At 68.5% G+C, this 18037-nt stretch carries 12 protein-coding genes; 6 read left to right on the top strand and 6 right to left on the bottom strand.

Annotated elements, in window-relative coordinates:
* The 3 genes from OKA11_RS02185 (at position 1) to OKA11_RS02175 (ending at position 5918) form a co-directional block, all read left to right on the top strand.
* The gene (locus OKA11_RS02185; RefSeq protein ID WP_267218591.1) at positions 1–3015 is read left to right on the top strand and encodes a glycoside hydrolase family 35 protein; all 3015 of its coding nucleotides are present in this window, start codon (positions 1–3) and stop codon (positions 3013–3015) included.
* Positions 3016–3077: 62 nt separating this feature from the next.
* Positions 3078–4193, top strand: coding sequence for a beta-galactosidase BglB (bglB, locus tag OKA11_RS02180; RefSeq protein ID WP_142638489.1), 1116 nt, complete (start codon positions 3078–3080; stop codon positions 4191–4193).
* Positions 4194–4343: 150 nt separating this feature from the next.
* Positions 4344–5918 (top strand): MFS transporter, encoded by a 1575-nt coding sequence (locus tag OKA11_RS02175; protein ID WP_267218590.1) that lies wholly within the window; start codon positions 4344–4346, stop codon positions 5916–5918.
* 883 nt (positions 5919–6801) lie between these two features.
* Here OKA11_RS02175 and OKA11_RS02170 read toward each other — a convergent pair.
* Together OKA11_RS02170 and OKA11_RS02165 are read right to left on the bottom strand one after the other, a co-directional pair.
* On the bottom strand, positions 6802–7584 hold the full coding sequence (locus OKA11_RS02170) for an IclR family transcriptional regulator (RefSeq protein ID WP_142638491.1): 783 nt from the start codon (positions 7582–7584) through the stop codon (positions 6802–6804).
* A 135-nt stretch (positions 7585–7719) separates the two neighbouring features.
* Positions 7720–8580: a LysR family transcriptional regulator gene (locus tag OKA11_RS02165; protein WP_267218588.1), complete on the bottom strand. Its 861-nt coding sequence runs from the start codon at positions 8578–8580 to the stop codon at positions 7720–7722.
* Between the two features lie 91 nt (positions 8581–8671).
* Between OKA11_RS02165 and OKA11_RS02160 the strand changes: the two genes are divergently transcribed.
* On the top strand, positions 8672–9676 hold the full coding sequence (locus OKA11_RS02160) for a bile acid:sodium symporter family protein (protein ID WP_267218587.1): 1005 nt from the start codon (positions 8672–8674) through the stop codon (positions 9674–9676).
* Here the strand turns inward: OKA11_RS02160 and OKA11_RS02155 are convergent.
* From OKA11_RS02155 to OKA11_RS02140, 4 genes are read right to left on the bottom strand one after another with little or no spacing between them, the layout of a single operon-like run.
* The gene (locus tag OKA11_RS02155; RefSeq protein ID WP_267218585.1) at positions 9667–10968 is read right to left on the bottom strand and encodes a TolC family outer membrane protein; all 1302 of its coding nucleotides are present in this window, start codon (positions 10966–10968) and stop codon (positions 9667–9669) included. The two genes, OKA11_RS02160 and OKA11_RS02155, sit on opposite strands and share 10 nt — an antisense overlap.
* A complete protein-coding gene (locus OKA11_RS02150; protein ID WP_267218584.1) occupies positions 10961–13381 on the bottom strand; it encodes an ABC transporter permease in 2421 nt (806 codons plus the stop codon). Before OKA11_RS02150 ends, OKA11_RS02155 begins: the two co-directional genes overlap by 8 nt.
* An 11-nt stretch (positions 13382–13392) precedes the next feature.
* Entirely contained in the window at positions 13393–14070 is a 678-nt protein-coding gene (locus OKA11_RS02145; RefSeq protein ID WP_267218583.1) for an ABC transporter ATP-binding protein, read from the bottom strand.
* Between the two features lie 14 nt (positions 14071–14084).
* Positions 14085–15398: an efflux RND transporter periplasmic adaptor subunit gene (locus tag OKA11_RS02140; protein ID WP_267218582.1), complete on the bottom strand. Its 1314-nt coding sequence runs from the start codon at positions 15396–15398 to the stop codon at positions 14085–14087.
* A gap of 24 nt (positions 15399–15422) precedes the next feature.
* Here OKA11_RS02140 and OKA11_RS02135 point away from each other — a divergent pair, with 24 nt between their 5' ends.
* Entirely contained in the window at positions 15423–16766 is a 1344-nt protein-coding gene (locus OKA11_RS02135; protein ID WP_267218581.1) for a sigma-54-dependent transcriptional regulator, read from the top strand.
* Between the two features lie 37 nt (positions 16767–16803).
* Positions 16804–17940 (top strand): sensor histidine kinase, encoded by a 1137-nt coding sequence (locus OKA11_RS02130; RefSeq protein WP_267218580.1) that lies wholly within the window; start codon positions 16804–16806, stop codon positions 17938–17940.
* Positions 17941–18037 lie beyond the last annotated feature (97 nt).

Genomic DNA, 18037 nt, shown 5'->3' with positions numbered 1-18037 from the left:
ATGAAGCGCGCTTTCCTTCTGGCCCTGCTTCTTTCCGCTGCTTCGCGGCCTGCACTGGCGCAGGACGCGAAGCCGACCGCCGACCTTTCCGCGCCGGTCCAGACTTTCGGCCGTGTCTCCTTCGATGCGCGCTCGCTGATGATCGACGGCAAGCGGCAGGTGATCTGGTCCGGCGAGTTCCACCCGTTCCGCTTGCCCAGCCCCGATCTCTGGCGCGATGTGCTTCAGAAGATGAGGGCCAGCGGGTTCAACGCGGTCGCGCTCTATTTCGACTGGGGCTACCACTCGCCCAAGCAGGGTGTCTACGATTTCAGCGGCATTCGCGACCTCGACCGCCTGCTGACGATGGCGGAGGAAGAGGGCCTCTGGGTCATGACCCGCGCCGGGCCTTACGTGAACGCGGAACTGTCGCGCGGCGGATTTCCGGGCTGGCTGGTCAACCAGAAGGCCCGCGCCCGTACCGACGATCCCGAATATATGGCCGCTGCCGACGAGTGGCTGACGCGGGTCAACGCGATCATTGCCCGCCACCAGATCAACGGCGACGGCAAGGGCCATAAGGGCTCGGTGATCCTTCACCAGATCGAGAACGAACTCGCCCTGACCACGCCCGCGCAGCGGCGCTACATGGATCACCTCTACGCCAAGGCCCGCGCCGATGGCATTACCGTGCCGATCTTCCACAACGATCAGGGCCGTAACGGCTACTGGGTGCCGGAAGGCTCGTCCGTCGACAAGGTCGTCCACGGCCCCAACGACATGTATGCGTTCGACGGCTATCCTGGCGGCACCTGCACCGTGGAAGGCAAGCCGACCCGCAGCGTGGCCGCGCCGGACTGGGGTTTCTACGGAACCGGCGGCGCCAGGGGCGGTGCCTCCGCTTCGCCGAAAACGCCCGGATTCCTGGCCGAATTCGGCGGCGGCTGGTTCGACTACTGGGGTTCCAACGGCGGCTACGAGTGCAACGCGGTCCAGCGCGGCAAGCGGTTCCAGCGGGTGTTCTACGGCACCAATCTGGCCAACGGCATCGGCATCCAGAGCTTCTACATGACCTATGGCGGCACCAGCTGGGGCTGGCTGCCCGCCCCGGTGGTGTTCACCAGCTACGACTATGGCGCCGCCATTTCCGAGGCGCGCAACCTGCGCGAAAAGGCGCTGGAAATGAAGCAGCTGGGCGGATTGATCGCCTCGGTCCCGGACCTTGCGGGCATGATCCCCGCAGGCGCGCCCGAGGTTTCTTCGCCCCATATTCAAGTCTACCACAACAAGAGCCCGGAGACCGACGCGCGTTTCCTGCTGGTGGCGCACAAGCCATCGAACGGGCAGACCGACGACAGCTTCACGGTGACCGCCGCGCTGCCCGATGGGCGCTACACTTTTCCGATGCGGCTCAATGGCTTCGATGCCAAATGGCTGGTCGCCGGGGTGAACCTTGGCGGGCAGCGGCTGGTCTATTCGACCTCCGAACTGCAATCCGTGTCCAAGGCCGGAAACGCCGATCTGCTGCTGCTCTACGGCCGCGGCGGGGAGCCGGGCGAGACCGTATTGCGCTATGCTTCCGCCCCGAAAGTCACGGTTCTGGAAGGCGCGGCAGAAACCGCCTTTAACGACACCAAGGGCGACCTGAAAGTCACCTACACCCATACGGGCCGCACCGTGCTGCGCGTGACCGGCGGCGGACGCGGTGACCTGGTCCTGATCCTTGCCGACGAGGCCGAAGGCACCCGCTATACCCGCGTGGAATCCTCCGCAGGCCCCGTTCTGGTGCGCGGTCCGCAACTGGTCCGTCACGCTTCGCTCAAATCCGGCGCGCTGGCGCTGACCGGTGACACCGGCGAAGCGGGCGGTCTCGAAGTCTGGGCGCCCGCCGCCGTTCGCGCGCTGTCATGGAACGGCGCGCCTGTCCCGGCCAGGTCCTCCACCGCGGGCAGCCTCGCTTCCACCGCGCCGCTGTCCGGTCCTGCCCCGGTTGCGCTTCCCGTCCTTAGCGGCTGGCGCATGGCCACGGGTTCGCCGGAGGCCGATCCGCAGTTCGACGACAGCGGTTGGCAGGCCGTCGGCGGCAATCGCCCCAATGCCACGATCACCCAGCGCCCGGACGGCCAGCCGAACTTGGCGATGGATGCCTATGGCTTCCACGAGGGCGACGTCTGGTATCGCGGCAGGTTCGAGGGCTCCCCCGGCGCCCGGACCGTATCGCTGTTCTACGGCGCCGGCGGCTCCGGCCTCGTGCAGGCCTGGCTCGACGGCAAGTTCATCGGTCAGGCCGAGACGCCGAGCGGCCTCCCCCGCCCGATCACCACCGGCACCGTCACGCTGGACCTTCCGGCCGAGGCGCAGGCGGGCGGCAGCCATGTGCTGTCGGTCATGGTCCGCAACAACGGCCATAACTGGGACCTCGATTCAGACGACTTCCACAAGGAAGCGCGCGGATTGATCTCCGCCTCGATTGCGCAGCCCGGCGGGCGTAGTTTCGCGGTGCCGATCGCATGGAAGATCCAGGGCCAGCGCGGCGGCGAGGACCTGACCGACCCCGTGCGCGGCCCCGCCAACAACGGCGGCCAATATGGCGAACGCATGGGCTGGCACCTGCCGCTGTTCGACGACAGCCGCTGGACCGCCGCGCAAGTGCCCGCGGCCAGCGCCGGGCCCGGCACGACATGGTATCGCACCCGGTTCGACCTTGCCGTGCCGAGCGGACAGGACGCCACCATCGCGCTGGCCTTCGGCGATACCGAGACCCCGCGCTCGGCCGCGAAGTACCGCGTGCTGATCTTCGTCAACGGCTGGAACATGGGCCAGTTCATCGCCCACGTCGGGCCGCAGCGCCTGTTCCCGATCCCCGAGGGTATCCTGAACCACCACGGCGCCAACCACCTGGCGCTGGCCGTCACCAGCGACGGCGCCCCCGGCGATGCGCTGGAGGCGGTGAAGCTTGTCACCCTGCACAATGTCCGCGGCGGACTGCCCATCCGCATGGTGCCCGCCCCGCAGACCCCGGCAGAGCTCAAATGAGCCGCCGCCCCGTCCTTCCGCGCTCCGCGAGCGCCCCCGAAACCATGACCAGGAGACCTTAATTGGCCGCGCTTACGCACGACATTCCGCGCGCGGAAGTCACCGACGCCATCGGCAAGCTGATGCACAACCTCGTTCACATCAAGGACGAGACCGGTGAGTTCCTGCTGCACCTCGACGATGGCCGCGTGATCGACACCAAGGGCTGGGCCGGCTGGGAATGGACCCACGGGGTCGGCCTGTTCGGCATGTGGCGCTATTTCGAGCAGACCGGCGACACGGCCGCGCTCGCCATCATCCGCCAGTGGTTCGCCGACCGCTTCGCCGAAGGCACGCCCACCAAGAACATCAACACGGTGGCCCCCTTCATCACGCTGGCCTACCTCTACGAACTGGACGGCGATCCCAGCTACATCCCCTATCTCGACACCTGGGCCGAGTGGCTGATGGCGCCCGACGGCCTGCCCAAGACCGAGGAGGGCGGCTTCCAGCACATCGTCTACAACGACGAGAATCCCGGCGAACTCTGGGACGACACGCTGATGATGAGCGTGCTGCCGCTGGCCAAGATCGGCCTGCTGCTGGACCGGCCGCAGTACATCGAGGAAGCCAAGCGCCAGTTCCTCGTCCACATCAAGTACCTCGCCGATCGCAAGACCGGCCTGTGGTTCCACGGCTGGGACTTCACCGGACGCCACAACTTTGCCGAGGCCCTGTGGGCGCGCGGCAATTGCTGGGTGACGATCGCCATCCCCGAGATCATCGAACTGCTCGATCTCGAACCGGGCGATGCCTTCCGCTCGTTCCTGATCGACACGCTGGCAGCCCAGGTCCGCACCCTGGCCGCCACGCAGGACGCCGAAACCGGCCTGTGGCACACCCTGATCGACGATCCGACCAGCTATCTCGAAGCCTCCGCCACGGCGGGCTTTGCCTATGGCATCCTGAAAGCCGTCCGCAAGGGTTACCTCCCGCGCGAATACGAGGCGGTGGGCATCCGGGCGGTGCGCGGCGTGCTTGCCAACATCGACGATGCGGGCGAGCTTCAGCAGGTCAGCTTCGGCACCGCGATGGGCGATACGCTGCAGTTCTACAAGGACATCGCGCTGACCTCGATGCCTTACGGGCAGAGCCTGGCCATCTGCGCGCTGGCCGAGTTCCTGCGGACCTACATCTGATGGAGTGGCCGGGCGGGCGGCAATGCTCGCCCGGCGATTACTCCGACAAAATACTGGTGAACCGCGTATCATTATTTAATATGACCTGAAAAACGAAAGAGCGCGTGCAAATCCGTCCGAAAACAGAGGCGGGTCACGTGCGGAAATACGGTGAAGGATCCTGCTGTGCCCGAACGCCAGACTCTGGCCCTGCGCCCGGTGCGCCTGAGAAACTACCTCGCCTATGGCTCCAACGATGTGCTCGGGGCCGGGTCGATGGCGGTCATCTCGGGCTGGGTGCTGATCTTCTACACCCAGTTCTGCGGGCTTTCGGCCGGGCAGGCAGCGCTGATCTTTGCGGTGGCGCGCGTGCTCGACGCCTTCGCCTCGCCGATGATCGGCTATATCTCCGATCATTTCGGCATGACCGCGCTCGGCCGCCGGTTCGGGCGGCGGCGCTTCTTCATTCTCGCCGCGATCCCGCTGCTGCCCAGTTTCGCCTTGATGTGGCTGCCGGGGCAGACCTTCTGGTACTACCTCGTCAGCTATGTGCTGTTCGAGCTGGTCTACGCGATGGAGATCATCCCGTTCGAGACGCTCGCCGCCGAGATGTCGAGCGACTATCGCACCAAGGCCAAGTTCGCCGGCTGGCGCATCCTGTTCGGGCAGGCTTCGGCGATCCTGGCCGGGTTCCTGCCGCTGTGGCTGATCGAGGCGCTGGGCCGGGACAGTGCCGACACCTTCTTCTACATGGGGCTGATCTTCGCGGCGCTGTTCATGCTGACGGCGGCGATGCTCTACATGTTCAGCTGGGAGCGTCACGGACCGGGCAGCGCGCCGCCGGCTGCGGGGCCGCGCCAGGCGGCCGGGCCGCTGGAGGCGCTGAAGGCGCTCTATCGCAACTTGTTCTCGACCATGCGCATCCGTGCCTTCCGCCTGCACCTCGGCATGTACCTGGGGGGCTACATCAGCCAGGACGTGTTCAACGCCGCGTTCACGTTCTTCGTGATCTTTGCGCTGGCGGGCAGCACGGCGATCGCCTCGGGCCTGCTCGGCACGATGTACATCGTTCAGTTCGTGGCGGTGATCATCGCCATCAACATGGCGCTGCGAGCCTCGCCCAGCCGCGCCTACCAGATCGCCGCCGCCAGCTTCGGCGCGGGCGCGCTGACGCTGATCGGACTGTGGATTGCCGGGATCACCGCCAGCAGCGCGATGATCTGGCTTCCCATCGGGCTGGCGGGGCTGGGCCGGGGCGCGCTCAACTACATCCCCTGGGCGACCTACAACTACATGGCCGACGTCGACGAGATCGTCACCGGCCGCCGCCGCGAGGGGGCGTTTGCCGGGGTCATGACCTTCGTGCGCAAGGCGACGCAGGCCGCTGCCGTCGCAGGGGTCGGCTTCGTCATGCAGGCGGGCGGTTTCGTCTCGGGTGCGGCGCGGCAGTCGCACGGCGCGGTTGTCACCATCGCGGTCCTGCTGGGGCTGGGTACGGTGGGCATGCTGCTGTTCGGCGTGCTGGTATCGCGCCGCTTCCGGCTCTCGCCCGCCACCCACGCGGTGCTGATGCGCGAGATCGAACACTTGCGCGCCGGCGCCCGCACGCCGAGCAGCCCGGAGGCCTGCGCCGTCGTCGAAGACCTGTCAGGCTGGCGCTACGACCAGCTCTGGGGCCGCAATCTGCTGGTCGAACAGGACGAGCGGAGCGGCGATCTGCGGCAACCGGTCAATGGGGTGAACTGAGCGAAAGCGCGCTTGCGGAGGGTCTGCTTAGGGTGGGAAGCGGACGTTCCGGCCCGCATGAACAACCGGCGGCTATCGGGTCGGCTGCCAACGGCACGCTACGACTGCAAAGTCGGGGGGGCGGACATCGCTTGCCTGCACCAAAGCACGTAAAGCGCCAGCAAGTTTTGACAGACGACTAGCAGGTGACGATGGGATTTGCTGAAGTAGGCACTGAGCCATCTAATATTGGTGCACACGTTGCTCTTATCTTTTCAGGTGGGCGATCTAGGCTATATTGGAATGAAATTGTGTGACATCCTTGGTCGTACCAATGCGCTTTCAAATCTTCGCCGCGCCAGTAAACTCCTGGCTTGGGCGCCGTCTTTTGCGCTTCGTTTTTCTGATGCGAGGGTGGAAGGTTATAGACGCCGATTAGGATTTTTTCGGTCGAGAACGCCCACCCTTTAGAGATAACTGCATAAGTCCGTTCGTAACATGTTATCATTCCCGCTCCTGGGGGAAGTTGTACGCGCCGTTCCGCATCAGCGACATATCTTTCTTTCTGTTCGTTAGTCAGTTGATCGCTGCAGCCAGATACAAACAGCGTTAGCGTCACGGCGCAAAGTATCCTCATTCGCAATATTTGCCATCGACCTGAAACGTCCGCAATGTCGGCGTGTCCGGAAAGGCTGCTTTCGGAGCAAAAAGTTAGGAAGCTGCCCTTCCGAGCTCTTCCGTCCAACGTCAGCAACGGGGCGTAACCTGCCGTTCCGCGGCTAAACCCAAACCCGCTCAGGCTGAGCTTGTCGAAGCCCGCACGCGGTGCGTGACCATCCGCTGGTCGGCCTGAGCGGGATTGCGAGGTAAGCAAGGGGGCGTTCTGATCGCAGACCCCGAACGTTCACCCCCGCGGCGCGCGGTAGCCGACGGCCTCGCCGATCTCGCCCGCCGTGGCGACGATCGCGGCGACGAGGTCGTCGACGATGTCGTCGGTCAGGTAGTGCGCGGCGCTGGCGATGGAGAGGGCGATGCAGATCTGGCGGCGGGCATCGCGGATCGGCGCGGCGATCGAACGCACGCCGTCGCCGAGTTCGCTGTCGTGCAGCACATAGCCCCGCGCCTTGTGCACGCGCATCTGCGCCACATAGTCCTTCATTGCCCTGGCCGAGACCTTGCCGCCGCTCGCCTGGCGGTAGAGGTCTTCCCAGACCTCTTCCGGCTCGTCGAGCAGCAGCGCCTTGCCCAGGCCCGTCTCGGCGATCGGGCGGCGGTCGCCCGGGGCGGTGGCGACGCGCAGGCGCTGGCGGCCGGTCACGCGGTCGAGGTGGCGGGACCAGTCCCCCTCGCGCTTGCCCACGAAGACGCAGAAGCCGGTGTCCTCCGACAGCTTTTCCATGAATGGCCGCGCCACGCGCACGTAGTCGATCTGCTGGGTGGCCATGACGCCCAGTTCGAGCAGCTTGGGGCCGAGCCCGAAGCCATCATTGGTCACCGAGAGATAGCCGCGCGATTTCAGCGCCTGGGCGAGGCGATGCGCGGTGGTCTTGCTCATGCCCAGCTTGCGGGCCAGATCGGCGGCGCGGATCGGCCCGTCGATCACTTCATCCATGATGTCCAGCGCACGCATCAAGGTCTGCGTGCCTTTCACTTCGACATCGGCCTTGTCTTCGCGCTGTGCCGTCATAGTTCGTAATCCGTTCATTCGCCCCACTTAGAGGGACGCTTACCCACCCGTTCCACATGATCTAGTGCCTGCGCCGCCAAGGTCAACCGCATTGCACGGCCGCCGCCATCCCGCAGCGCCGCAGCGATCGCTGCTTCACACCGCCCATTGCAGCATCGTCGCGATCAGGCCGTCGGCGGCAGGATTGCCCGGTCCCGGCCCGATCACGACGAATTCGACGTCCGGCAGGGCAGGCAGGGTGGCCCCCGCCGGGACGACCGCCAGCCCGCGCGGCATCAGCCGTTCCGAATGGGGCATGATGCCGATCCCCGCGCGTGCCGCCGCGCTGAGCCCGGCGAGGCTGGCGCTGGTGAAGGCGATCCGCCAGTCGCGGCCGCAGTACTCCAGCGTTTCCAACGCCTTGGCGCGGGTGACGCTGGGCGGGGGGTAGAGCAGCAGCGGCAGCGGAGCATGGGCATCGACGTGAAAGTCGGGATGAGCGATCCAGCGGATCGGCTCCTGCCATGCGGTCGTGCCGCGTCGGTCGCCGGCCCGGCGCTTGACGAAAATGACGTCGAGCCGCCCGGCGTCGAAGGCATCGTAGAGGTCATGGCTGAGGCCCCCGCTCAGTTCCAGATCGACCTCGGGATGGCGCCGCGCGAACGTGGCGAGCACGTCGGGCAGGGCAGACAGCACGAAGTCCTCCGAGGCCCCGAGCCGCAGCCGCCCGCGCAGGGGCGCTTCGGACAGGGTCTGGCCCAGCCGGATATGCGAATCGATGATCGCGCGGGCCTGGTCGAGCAGCCGCTCGCCCGAGGGCGTCAGCGCCATGCGGTGCGTGTCGCGGTCAAGCAATCGCCGCCCGGCCAGCGTTTCGAGACGCCCGATCTGCTGGCTGACGGTCGACTGGCGCAGGCCGAGTGCGCGGGCCGCGCGGGTGAAGCTGCCGGCGTCGACCACCGCCACGAAAGTCTGGAGGAGATCGACCGGAATGAGGTTCGGAACGGACATGGACATCACTATTCATGATAATTGTTATCGTGGCTATCGGGATTGTCGATCATTGGCCGCAAGCGCACATGGGCCGTCTTCCCAGACGAGACTTTCCATGACCCTGCTGACGACGATCCGTTCCCGCCTCGATCCTTACCTGCTGCTGCTGATCGGCACCGTTGCGCTTGCCGCGCTGCTGCCTGCCACCGGGCGGGCGAGCGGGGTGGTCGATCTGGCGGTCAACCTTGCCGTCGCCCTGCTGTTCCTGCTCTACGGGGCGCGGCTGAAACCGCAGGCGATCTGGTCGGGACTGTCGCACTGGCGGTTGCAGGCGCTGATCTTTGCCAGCACCTACATCCTGTTCCCGCTGATCGGCATCGTGCTGACGTGGCTGCTGCGCGGCCACCTGCCGGGCGATATCGTCACCGGGCTGCTGTTCCTCTGCCTGCTGCCCTCGACCGTGCAATCCTCCATTGCCTTCACCGCGATCGCGCGCGGCAACGTGCCCGGCGCGCTGTGCAGTGCCTCGCTGTCCAACGTGCTGGGCGTGTTCCTGACGCCGATCCTCGTCTCGCAGTTGCTGCCGGCGGCCAGCGGCGGCTTCTCGCTGCAGGCGCTGGAGGACATCGCGCTGCAGATCCTGCTGCCCTTCGTGGTGGGACAGGCCCTGCGCCCGTGGATCGGCGCCTGGCTCGCCCGTCATGCCCTGCTGACCGCGGTCGTCGATCGCGGATCGGTGCTGGTGGTGGTCTATGCCGCGTTCAGTGCGGGCATGGTGGCCGGGATCTGGCACCAGCTTTCACCCGCCAGCATCGCGCTGGTGCTGCTGATCGACCTGGCGGTTCTGGCGCTGGTCCTGCTTGCCACCACCTGGGCCAGCCGGGCGCTCGCCTTCGCGAAGGAGGACGAGATCGCCATCGTGTTCTGCGGATCGAAGAAGAGCATGGCGGGCGGCATCCCGATGGCGGCGATCCTGTTTCCCGGCCATGCCGTGGGCCTGATCGTGCTGCCGCTGATGCTGTTCCATCAGGCCCAGCTGTTCGTCTGCGCGGGGCTGGCGCGGCGCTATGGCCGGCGCCAGGAGCCCGCGTCGGAGAGAAGGCCGCTGGCTTATTCGTAGGCCGTGCGCCCCAGCTTTCCCACGGCCCGCAGCAAGCCGGCCTCCGCCACCAGGACGTCCGATTTCGCGAGCGCGACGGCCAACTGGGCGGCGCGCAGGCTCTGGTCGGCGACGAGAATGTCGACGGTCGAACGCAGGCCGAATGCATATTCCGCCCGCACCCCCTTGAGCGCAAGGTCGGCGGCGGCCAGCCCCTCGGTGTTGGCGCGCAGGCGGGCCCCGGCTGCAGTCAGCGCAGCCCAGGCGGTGTCGGCGCCGCGCATGGCGTCGCGCTCGGCGGCATCGGCCAGAAACCGCTCGGCACGGGTGTTCGCTTCCGCCTGACGCACCCGCGACGCGACGAGGCCGCCGGTCAGCAGGGGGACGCGCAGGGTGATCCCCACCGATGCGGCATTCTCGAAATCGTCGAGCCTGCCGTCCGCCCAGCGCTCGCCCCGTCCCAGGGAACCGCCGAGATCGACCGAAGGGGCGCCTTCCGCCCGCGCCCGGTCGACCCGCGCCGCCGAAGCGTCCACCGCAAGGCGTTGCTGGAGCAGGGCGGGATTGGCGTCTTCCGCCGCGCGCCGCGCCTCGTCCCTGCTGGCCGGGAGCGCCGCCGGGGTGGGCACATCGGCCACCAGCGTGCCCGCATCGTGCCCCACTGCCGCGCGGTAGGTCGCCTCCGCCGTGGCCAGCGCGCCTTCGGCATCGGCGAGGTTGGCGACGACGGTGGCGCGCTGCGCCTCGAGTTGCGCCACGTCGGTGCGGGTCGCCTGTCCGAGATCGTAGCGGGCGCGGGTCTCGGACACTTGCATGTCGAGCCGCTGGATGCCGACACGGGCCACCTCCACCGCCTGCTGGTTGTAGAGCAGCGCGGCATAGGCGGAGACGACGCCCTGCAGGATGGCGGCCTCGCTGTCGCGCAGGCCCTGCTCGCCGGCGGCGACGTCGCCGTTGGCCGCGCGCAGGGCCGAGGACACGCGGCCGCCGGTCCAGATCGGCAGGGCGAGGTTCGCGGTGAGCGAGGCCGCCTTGCCGTAGCCCTGCCGGTCGTACCCGCCATTGCCCTCGACCGACAGCGTGGGCCGCGCCAGCGCGCGTTCCTGCTCGGGCGTCTCGGCAAGCGCTTCCTGCCGGGCGCGGGCGGCGGCCAGTTGCGGGTTGGTCTCGTATGCCGCGGCAATGGCATCGCCGAGGGTCTCGGCCGAGGCCCGTGGGATAACCTGCGCGATAACCGGCGGGATGAGCGGCAGGAGCAGCAGCAACAGGGCGACATGCCGGGCCGCCCTGCAGGACCGGGCGCTCCTACTCATGGCGCAGCGCCCAGGCCGGAGCCGCGCGGCTGGCGCGCAGCGATTGCCCCAGCACCGTCAGCACCGCGATCACCGTCGCCGCGGCAGTGCCGCCGATGAAGAACAGCGGCGAGAGCGCCACATGGTCGTCGAAGCCGGTCAGCCATGTCCGCATGGCGACAAAGGCCAGCGGCCAGGCCACGAGATTGGCGAGCAGCACGGGCCGCAGGAACTGGCCGACCAGCAGCCGGGCGATGTCGGCCGAGGAGGCCCCCAGCGTCTTGCGGATGCCGATTTCCCTGATCCGCATCTGGGTATTGTACGAGGCCAGCCCCCAGAGCCCGACGCAGCCGATCAGCACCGCCAGGCCCGCACCGATCGCGAAGAGCCGGGTCGCCCGGTCGTCGGCCTCGTAGAACTTGGTAAGCTGGGTATCGGCGGTCGCCGCTTCGAACGGCACTTGCGGCACGCTGCGCTGCCAGATCGTGCGCAGGGCATCCATCGTCACCCGCGGATCGCCGGTGTAGCGGATCGAGACGACCGCCGTGAAGGCCTTCTCCGGCTGGCTGTAATAGACATAATAGGTCGCGCTGTTGGGCTGGCGCGGGGAAAAGAAGCGCATGTCCTCGACCACGCCGATGATCGTGCGCGGGCGCTTGCCGCCGACGGTCTTGCCGATCGCCTCCTGCGGCGAGCGGAATCCCAGCGTCGACACGGCCTGGCGGTTGATCACGATGTTGATGCCGCTGGCCATGTCGCGCGCCAGTGCGTCGTCGTCGCGGTGCGCCGCGTCGAACACGCGCCCGGCCAGGACGCGGGCGCCGTAGACCTTGAAGAAGTCGGGCCCGGTGATGATCCAGCGCAGCGACGGCCCGTCACCGGCGACACCGGGGAGAGGGACGTTGTCGGCATTGTCCTCGCCGCTGCCGCCCGCCGCATTGTTGCCGATCGCGGCGCTGCGCACCGAGGGCAGCTCGCGGATCGCGGCGGCGATCATGCGGGTCCGGTCCGCGCCGACCAGGCTGTCGCGGGTTGAGAGCAGCATCATCAGCCCCTCGCGCTGGAAACCGAGGTCGGACTGGCGGACATGGCGGGTCTGCGCGACCAGCACGGCGGTGCCGACCATGAAGGCGATGGCGAGGCCGAACTGGAGCACCACCAGTCCCTCGCGCACGCGGGTGCCGACCCGCCCGCCACCGGGCGAGCGGGCGGAAGCCAGCACGCTCGCCGCCGGATAGCGGGAAAGCAGCAGCGCCGGGTAGAAGCCCGCCAGCAGGCCGACGACCAGCGTCAGCGCCATCAGCGCGGGCACCACCAGCGCATAAGGGATGGTCAGGGAGAGGCCGCCCGCCGCATTGACCAGCGGCAGGCTGAGTTCGGCGAGAATGAGGCCGAGCAGCGCGGCGACGCCCACGGTCAGCACCGCCTCGCCGAGGAACTGGCGCACCAGGGCCAGCCGGTCCGCGCCCAGGACCTTGCGCATGGCCACTTCGCGGGCGCGCACGTTGGCGCGCGCGGTCGCCAGGTTGACGTAGTTGACGATCGCCACCAGCAGGGTGAGCAGGCCGACGATGGCCAGCGTCACCACGGTGATCTTGGCGCTGGCGCTTTCCGAACCGGCCGGTTCCAGGTGCATCCGGGTGAGCGGAAGCAGCTTGATCTGCTGGATCCTGGAGGCATCCTTGCCCATGTCGGCAAGCCCGCGCCGGTCGACGAACGGGGGCAGCTTCTGCTCGAAGGCGCGTGCGGCCTGCGGCGTGTCGAAGCGCAGGAAGGTCTGCAGCGAGGAGCTGCCCCAGTGGAACCATTGCTCCGAGGGCGGCGCGGCGGGCAGCGGCACCAGCACTGAAATCCTGAAGTCGCTGTTGGCGGGCAGGTCGCGGAAGACACCGGCGACGCGGTAGTTGACGGCCTTGTCCACGGCGATGGTCAGGGTCTGGCCGATGGGATCGCTGGTGCCGAAATACCGGCGCGCCAGCGTCTCGCTGATGAGGACGTTGGCGGGCTGGCGCAGCGCGCTGCCGCTGCCGCGCACCATCGGCAGGTCGAAGACATCGAAGAACGAGGCGTCGACCTGCGCGATGTCGGCCGATGTGGCGACCCCGCCGCGAATGACCGTGCCGCCGTTCCGGCCGCCCCGGATGCGGGTGCCGACGACCCCGGGAAAGTCCTCGCGCAGCTGTTCGAGCAGGCCGCCCATCGTGTAGGGATAGGCGCCGTTGAACGGGCTTTCCGGCAGGTTCCAGACGGTCTGCGCCACGTAGACGCGGTCATGGCGGGGCAGCCATTTCTCGTAGCTGGTCTCGAACCGGGCATAGAGCCCGAGGACCAGGAACACCGCGATGCCCACCGCCAGTCCGCCGACGTTGAGGGTGGCATAGAGCTTGTGGCGGGTGAGCGAGCGGTAGAGTGAAAGCAGCGCGAAGCGGTTCATGGCAGGCCCCTTCAGATCGCGCGCATGGCCGAGGCGACGATGCGCCCGTCCAGCATGTCGATGCGGCGCCGGGCCATGTCGGCGTGGCTTGGCGAGTGGGTGACCATGACGATGGTGGCGCCTTCCTCGTTGAGCGCCTGCAGGATGTTCATCACCTGCTCGCCGTTGGCCGTGTCGAGATTGCCGGTCGGCTCGTCGGCCAGGATCAGCTTCGGATCGCCGACGATGGCGCGGGCGATCGCGGCGCGCTGCTGCTGGCCGCCCGACAGCTGGTGCGGGAAGTGGCGGGCGCGGTGGGCGATGCCGACTTTGTCCATCGCCTGCGAAACCCGCGTGCGGCGATCCCCGCCGTTGGCCCGGTAGGCAAGGCCGAGGGCGACGTTTTCCTCGATCGTCAGCTCGTCGATCAGGTTGAAGCTCTGGAACACGAACCCGAGCATCGCCCCGCGGAACCGGGCGAGCGCCTTTTCCCCCATCGCGGCCAGGTCCTGATCGCCGAACAGGTAGCGTCCCGAGGTCGGGCGGTCGACGGTGCCCAGCGTGTTGAGCAGGGTGGACTTGCCGCAGCCCGAGGGCCCCATCACGGCCAGGAATTCGCCGGCGGAGACCGCGAGGTCGATGTCGCGCAGGGCCGTCGTCTCGACTTCGTCCGAGACGTAGCGGCGCTGGATCTGTTCCAGTCGGATCATGGGGATGTTTCCTGTTACCGAAGATTGAGGATGTCGCCGGTGATCGACGAGGTGTTGGAGGTGACGATGCGCTCGCCCGGCTGGAGGCCGGACAGGATCTCGACCTGTTCGGGATTGCGGCGGCCGGTCTTCACGGTGCGGCGGCGGGCATGGGCACCGTCGGCGTCGAGCACGAAGACCGAGGTGCCGGCGCCTGCCTCCAGCCAGCCGCCGACCGGGGCGACCAGCGCCGGGGCGGTGCTGCCCAGCGTGATGCGGATGTCGACCGTCTGCCCCCGGTTGAGCCCGGCAGGCGGGGCGCCGGCGAAATCCAGCTCGGTGCGGAAACGCCCGTCCTTCACGGCGGGCAGCACTTTCGAGACGGTCAGGCGCGCGCCTTCGGCAACCGCCTTCTGGCCCGGGGCCACGCGGCGCAGGTAATATTCGTCGACATCGGCGGTCAGCTTCCAGGAGCCTTCGCTGTCGACCTGCCCGGCCGGATCGCCCGGCTTCAGCGCCTGTCCGGGCTGGATCGTGAAGTTGGTGAGGCGTCCGCCCATGGGCGCGCGGATCGTCAGCGCATCGAGGCTGGCGCGCACGGCGGCAAGATTGCTTTCAAGGCGCGCGCGGGTGTCGTTGAGGCGGGCGCCCTGGGTGGCGGTGATCCCGGCCTCGCGCGTGCTGCCCGATTGCAGCTGGGCCAGCCGTTTCTGCTGGTAGGCGGCCTCTTCGGCGTAGCTGCGCACCCCCGCGTCGGAGAGGTAGCCCTGATCGTAGAGCTGCTGGCGGATGGCCAGTTCGCGGCGCGCCCTGATGAGGTCGTAATTGGCCTGGGCGACCTGCCCGGCGCGGTCGATGCGGTTGCGCTCGATCCCCAGGTTTTCGCCCGCCACGCCGCCCAGCTGGCTGGCGATCTGCGCCTCGCGGGTCAGCACGTCGAGCCGCAGTTCGGGGTTGGCCAGCACGGCCAGCGGCTGGCCTGCCGAAACCATGGCGCCGTCCTGCACCAGCAGTTTCTCGACCTGCCCGCCCGAGAGCACGCCGACCAGCGTCGTCACTTTGGGAGCGACCGTCGCGCGCACCGGCAGGTAGTCCGCGAAAGGCGCGCGGGTCGCGGTGCCGATCTCGATCTGGGCGGCATCGATGTCGGTGGATCCGCTGGCCGGCAGCATGCGCCACAGCAGGAGCGCGGCAACCGCACCCCCGGCGATTGCCAGCACCATGGGCCGCCGCCACAGCGGCGGCCGGCGGCGTTCGACCTTGCGGTCCATCAGCGCGCCGGGCGCCGCCTCGGGGGAAACAGTTGCATGTGCGGGCTGTTCGGTCATCATGAGGACAGTGTCACCCAACTCTGCTTGAAAGCCTAAACATCGATGAATGCTGGACTTTTTGAAGGGCGCAGCGCCGATGACCGTCCGCAGGCGGACACGGTGTCCGCAAATGGACAGGCCGGCGGGCTGTCAAGCGACAGCGCGATCCTGCTGGTCGATGACAATCCTGCCGTGGCGGGCGCCATGCAGATCGCCTTTCGCGTGGCGGGGCGCCGGATCGAGACCGCCAGCGGGCCGGAAGAGGCGTTGTCGCGCCTCGCCAGCCGCCGCTTCGATGCGATACTGCTCGACATGAATTTCACCCCCGGTCAGTCCAGCGGGGAGGAGGGGCTGGCCCTGCTCGCGCGGATCATGGCGGACGATCCGGGGGCATGCGTGCTGGTCATCACCGCGCATAGCGGCATCCGCATCGCCGTCGCGGCGATGCAGGCCGGGGCGCGGGACTTCGTGATGAAGCCCTGGCGCAACGGCGACCTCATGGCCAAAGTGGAGGCCGCCATCGCGCGCGGACCTTCGCTGGGGCCGGGCGCGGTAGCAGGCATGGCGGTAGGCGGGGATGCCAGTTCCAGTTCCGGTTCCGGTGGGGCCGGTCCGGTCGGGCTGCTGGGGGAAAGCGCGGCGATGCAGGGCCTGCGCGATCTGGTCCGGCGGGTCGCGCCGACCCCGGCCGGGGTGACCGTGACCGGACCCTCGGGCAGTGGGCGCATGCTGACCGCGCTGGCGGTCCATGCCGCCTCGGCGCACGGCGGCGGTGCGCCGAGGCGGATCGACGTGCGCGACGGGAGCGCCTGGGCCGGTCTGCCGCAGGGCCCGGGAACCGTGATCCTGCGCCATCCCGACCGGCTGGGCGAAGTCGATCAGGCCCGTCTGCTTGACCGCCTGGTGCCGCAGCTGCGCTGCATCGCCATCGTCGACGACCTCGGCGCCCTGACCCCGGCCATGCGGCGGCGGATCGCGACGGTCGAGATCGCGGTTCCCCCGCTGGCGCAGCGGGAAGGCGACGCCGTGCTGCTGGCGCGCCATTTTGCGCGCCTGGCCGCGGAGCGTTTCGCACGTCCGTCCCCCCGGCTGACGGCGGCGGCCGAAGAGGCGATCGCCGCGACACGCTGGGACGACGAGGTGCGCGGCCTGGCGCTGGCGATCGAGCGGGCGGTGCTGCTGGCCGAGGACGGGACCATCGATGCGGCCGCACTGGCCGCACCGGCGGCGCCGCGGCGTGCAGAGGGCACCGCGAGCGCCGAGGCCAGTTTCGACCTGACCGATGCCGAACGGGCGATGATCGAGGCCGCCTTGCGCGAGCATCGCCACAACGTCACCCACGCTGCCGCCGCGCTGGGGCTCAGCCGCGGCGCGCTCTATCGCCGCATGGCGCGCCATGGGCTCTAGGCCGGTCCTGCAGGCCCCGCCCGGATGGCGGGCATTGGTGAGCGGGATCGGTCTTGCCCTCAGCGGCGCGGCGGCCTGCGAGGCCTGGCACCGGGCGATGTGGGGCAGCTTGACCGGCGCGGGGCTGGTCGCGGCCTGGATCATCCTGTTGCAGGTCTGGCGAACCAGGCGCGGCAAGGTGCCCGCAGCGGCGGCGGAACTCGATGCGGAGGCCGGGGAGGCGGGATTGCATCGCCTGCTGCTCGATGCGGCGCCGACCCCGATGCTCGCCATCGAGGGGGAGGCGGCGCGCGCGCTCAACCGGGCGGCCCGGCGTCTCTTCGCGACAGACGACAAGGTTCTGCCGATGCCCGCTGCGCTTGCCGATGGCGCGTGCGGCCACTGGCGCCACGCGGGGCGCAACTGGCGGCTGGACCGGGTGGTGCTTCCTGCCGAAGGCCGCACCGTCGTCGCCCTGATCGACATCGAACAGGAGGAAAACGCCGCCGAGGCGCGCGCGACCGCCGAGATGATCCAGGTCCTGGGTCACGAACTGCTGAACGGCCTGGCGCCGATCGTGTCGCTGGCGGACAGCGGCGTCGCCGCGGTCGATGGCCCCGCTGCCGATGCGGCGCTGCTGCGCGAAATCCTCGGCACGCTGGCCCGGCAGGCGGAAGGGTTGCAGCGGTTTGTCGAAGCCTACCGCATTCTTGCCCGTCTGCCGCTGCCGCAGTTGCGCCCGGTGGCGCTCGATCAGCTGCTGGAGGACCTCACGCGCCTGTTTGCCGGACGCTGGCCGCACGTGGCGTTCCGCGTCGATGCCGCGCAGGGGCTTTGCTGGCCGATGGACCGGGACCAGATCAGCCAGGCGCTGTGGGCGCTGATCCAGAATGCGGTGGAAGCCGCCCTTGCCGATCGCGGCGAGCATGCCCGGGTCGGCCTCGTCGTGAGCCGCTGCGATCGGGGGCTCTGCCTGGAGGTGCGGGATAATGGCAATGGCATCGCCCCGCAGGACGCGGCGCATGTGTTCCGGGCGTTCCATACGACCAAGGCGGATGGGACCGGCATCGGCCTCAGCCTCGCGCGCCAGATCGCGCACGTTCACGGCGGCACACTGTCGACCTATCGCAGCGATCTGACGGTTTTCCGGCTGATTCTGCCAGAGCCGCGCGGGAGCAGCCAATTTCTGGCTTGATCGCTGCGGCATTCACGATGGACTTGCCGCCCCGCATTCCCTAGCCCCTCACGCCTGACCGGGAAACGATTGCAAGTCCGGCGGGAGAGGGGTTTGC

Origin of the sequence: Novosphingobium clariflavum, from assembly GCF_026420865.1 — a bacterium.
Lineage (GTDB): Bacteria > Pseudomonadota > Alphaproteobacteria > Sphingomonadales > Sphingomonadaceae > Novosphingobium > Novosphingobium clariflavum.
This window is presented reverse-complemented; position numbering and strand designations above follow the sequence as displayed.

What these genes read in the sequence shown, in the direction of transcription:
- OKA11_RS02155 (WP_267218585.1), bottom strand. Translation starts at nt 10,968, where the DNA reads ATGAGTAGGAGCGCCCGGTCCTGCAGGGCGGCCCGGCATGTCGCCCTG.
- OKA11_RS02185 (WP_267218591.1), top strand. Translation starts at nt 1, where the DNA reads ATGAAGCGCGCTTTCCTTCTGGCCCTGCTTCTTTCCGCTGCTTCGCGG.
- OKA11_RS02135 (WP_267218581.1), top strand. Translation starts at nt 15,423, where the DNA reads ATGAATGCTGGACTTTTTGAAGGGCGCAGCGCCGATGACCGTCCGCAG.
- OKA11_RS02150 (WP_267218584.1), bottom strand. Translation starts at nt 13,381, where the DNA reads ATGAACCGCTTCGCGCTGCTTTCACTCTACCGCTCGCTCACCCGCCAC.
- OKA11_RS02170 (WP_142638491.1), bottom strand. Translation starts at nt 7,584, where the DNA reads ATGACGGCACAGCGCGAAGACAAGGCCGATGTCGAAGTGAAAGGCACG.
- OKA11_RS02145 (WP_267218583.1), bottom strand. Translation starts at nt 14,070, where the DNA reads ATGATCCGACTGGAACAGATCCAGCGCCGCTACGTCTCGGACGAAGTC.
- OKA11_RS02165 (WP_267218588.1), bottom strand. Translation starts at nt 8,580, where the DNA reads ATGTCCATGTCCGTTCCGAACCTCATTCCGGTCGATCTCCTCCAGACT.
- OKA11_RS02160 (WP_267218587.1), top strand. Translation starts at nt 8,672, where the DNA reads ATGACCCTGCTGACGACGATCCGTTCCCGCCTCGATCCTTACCTGCTG.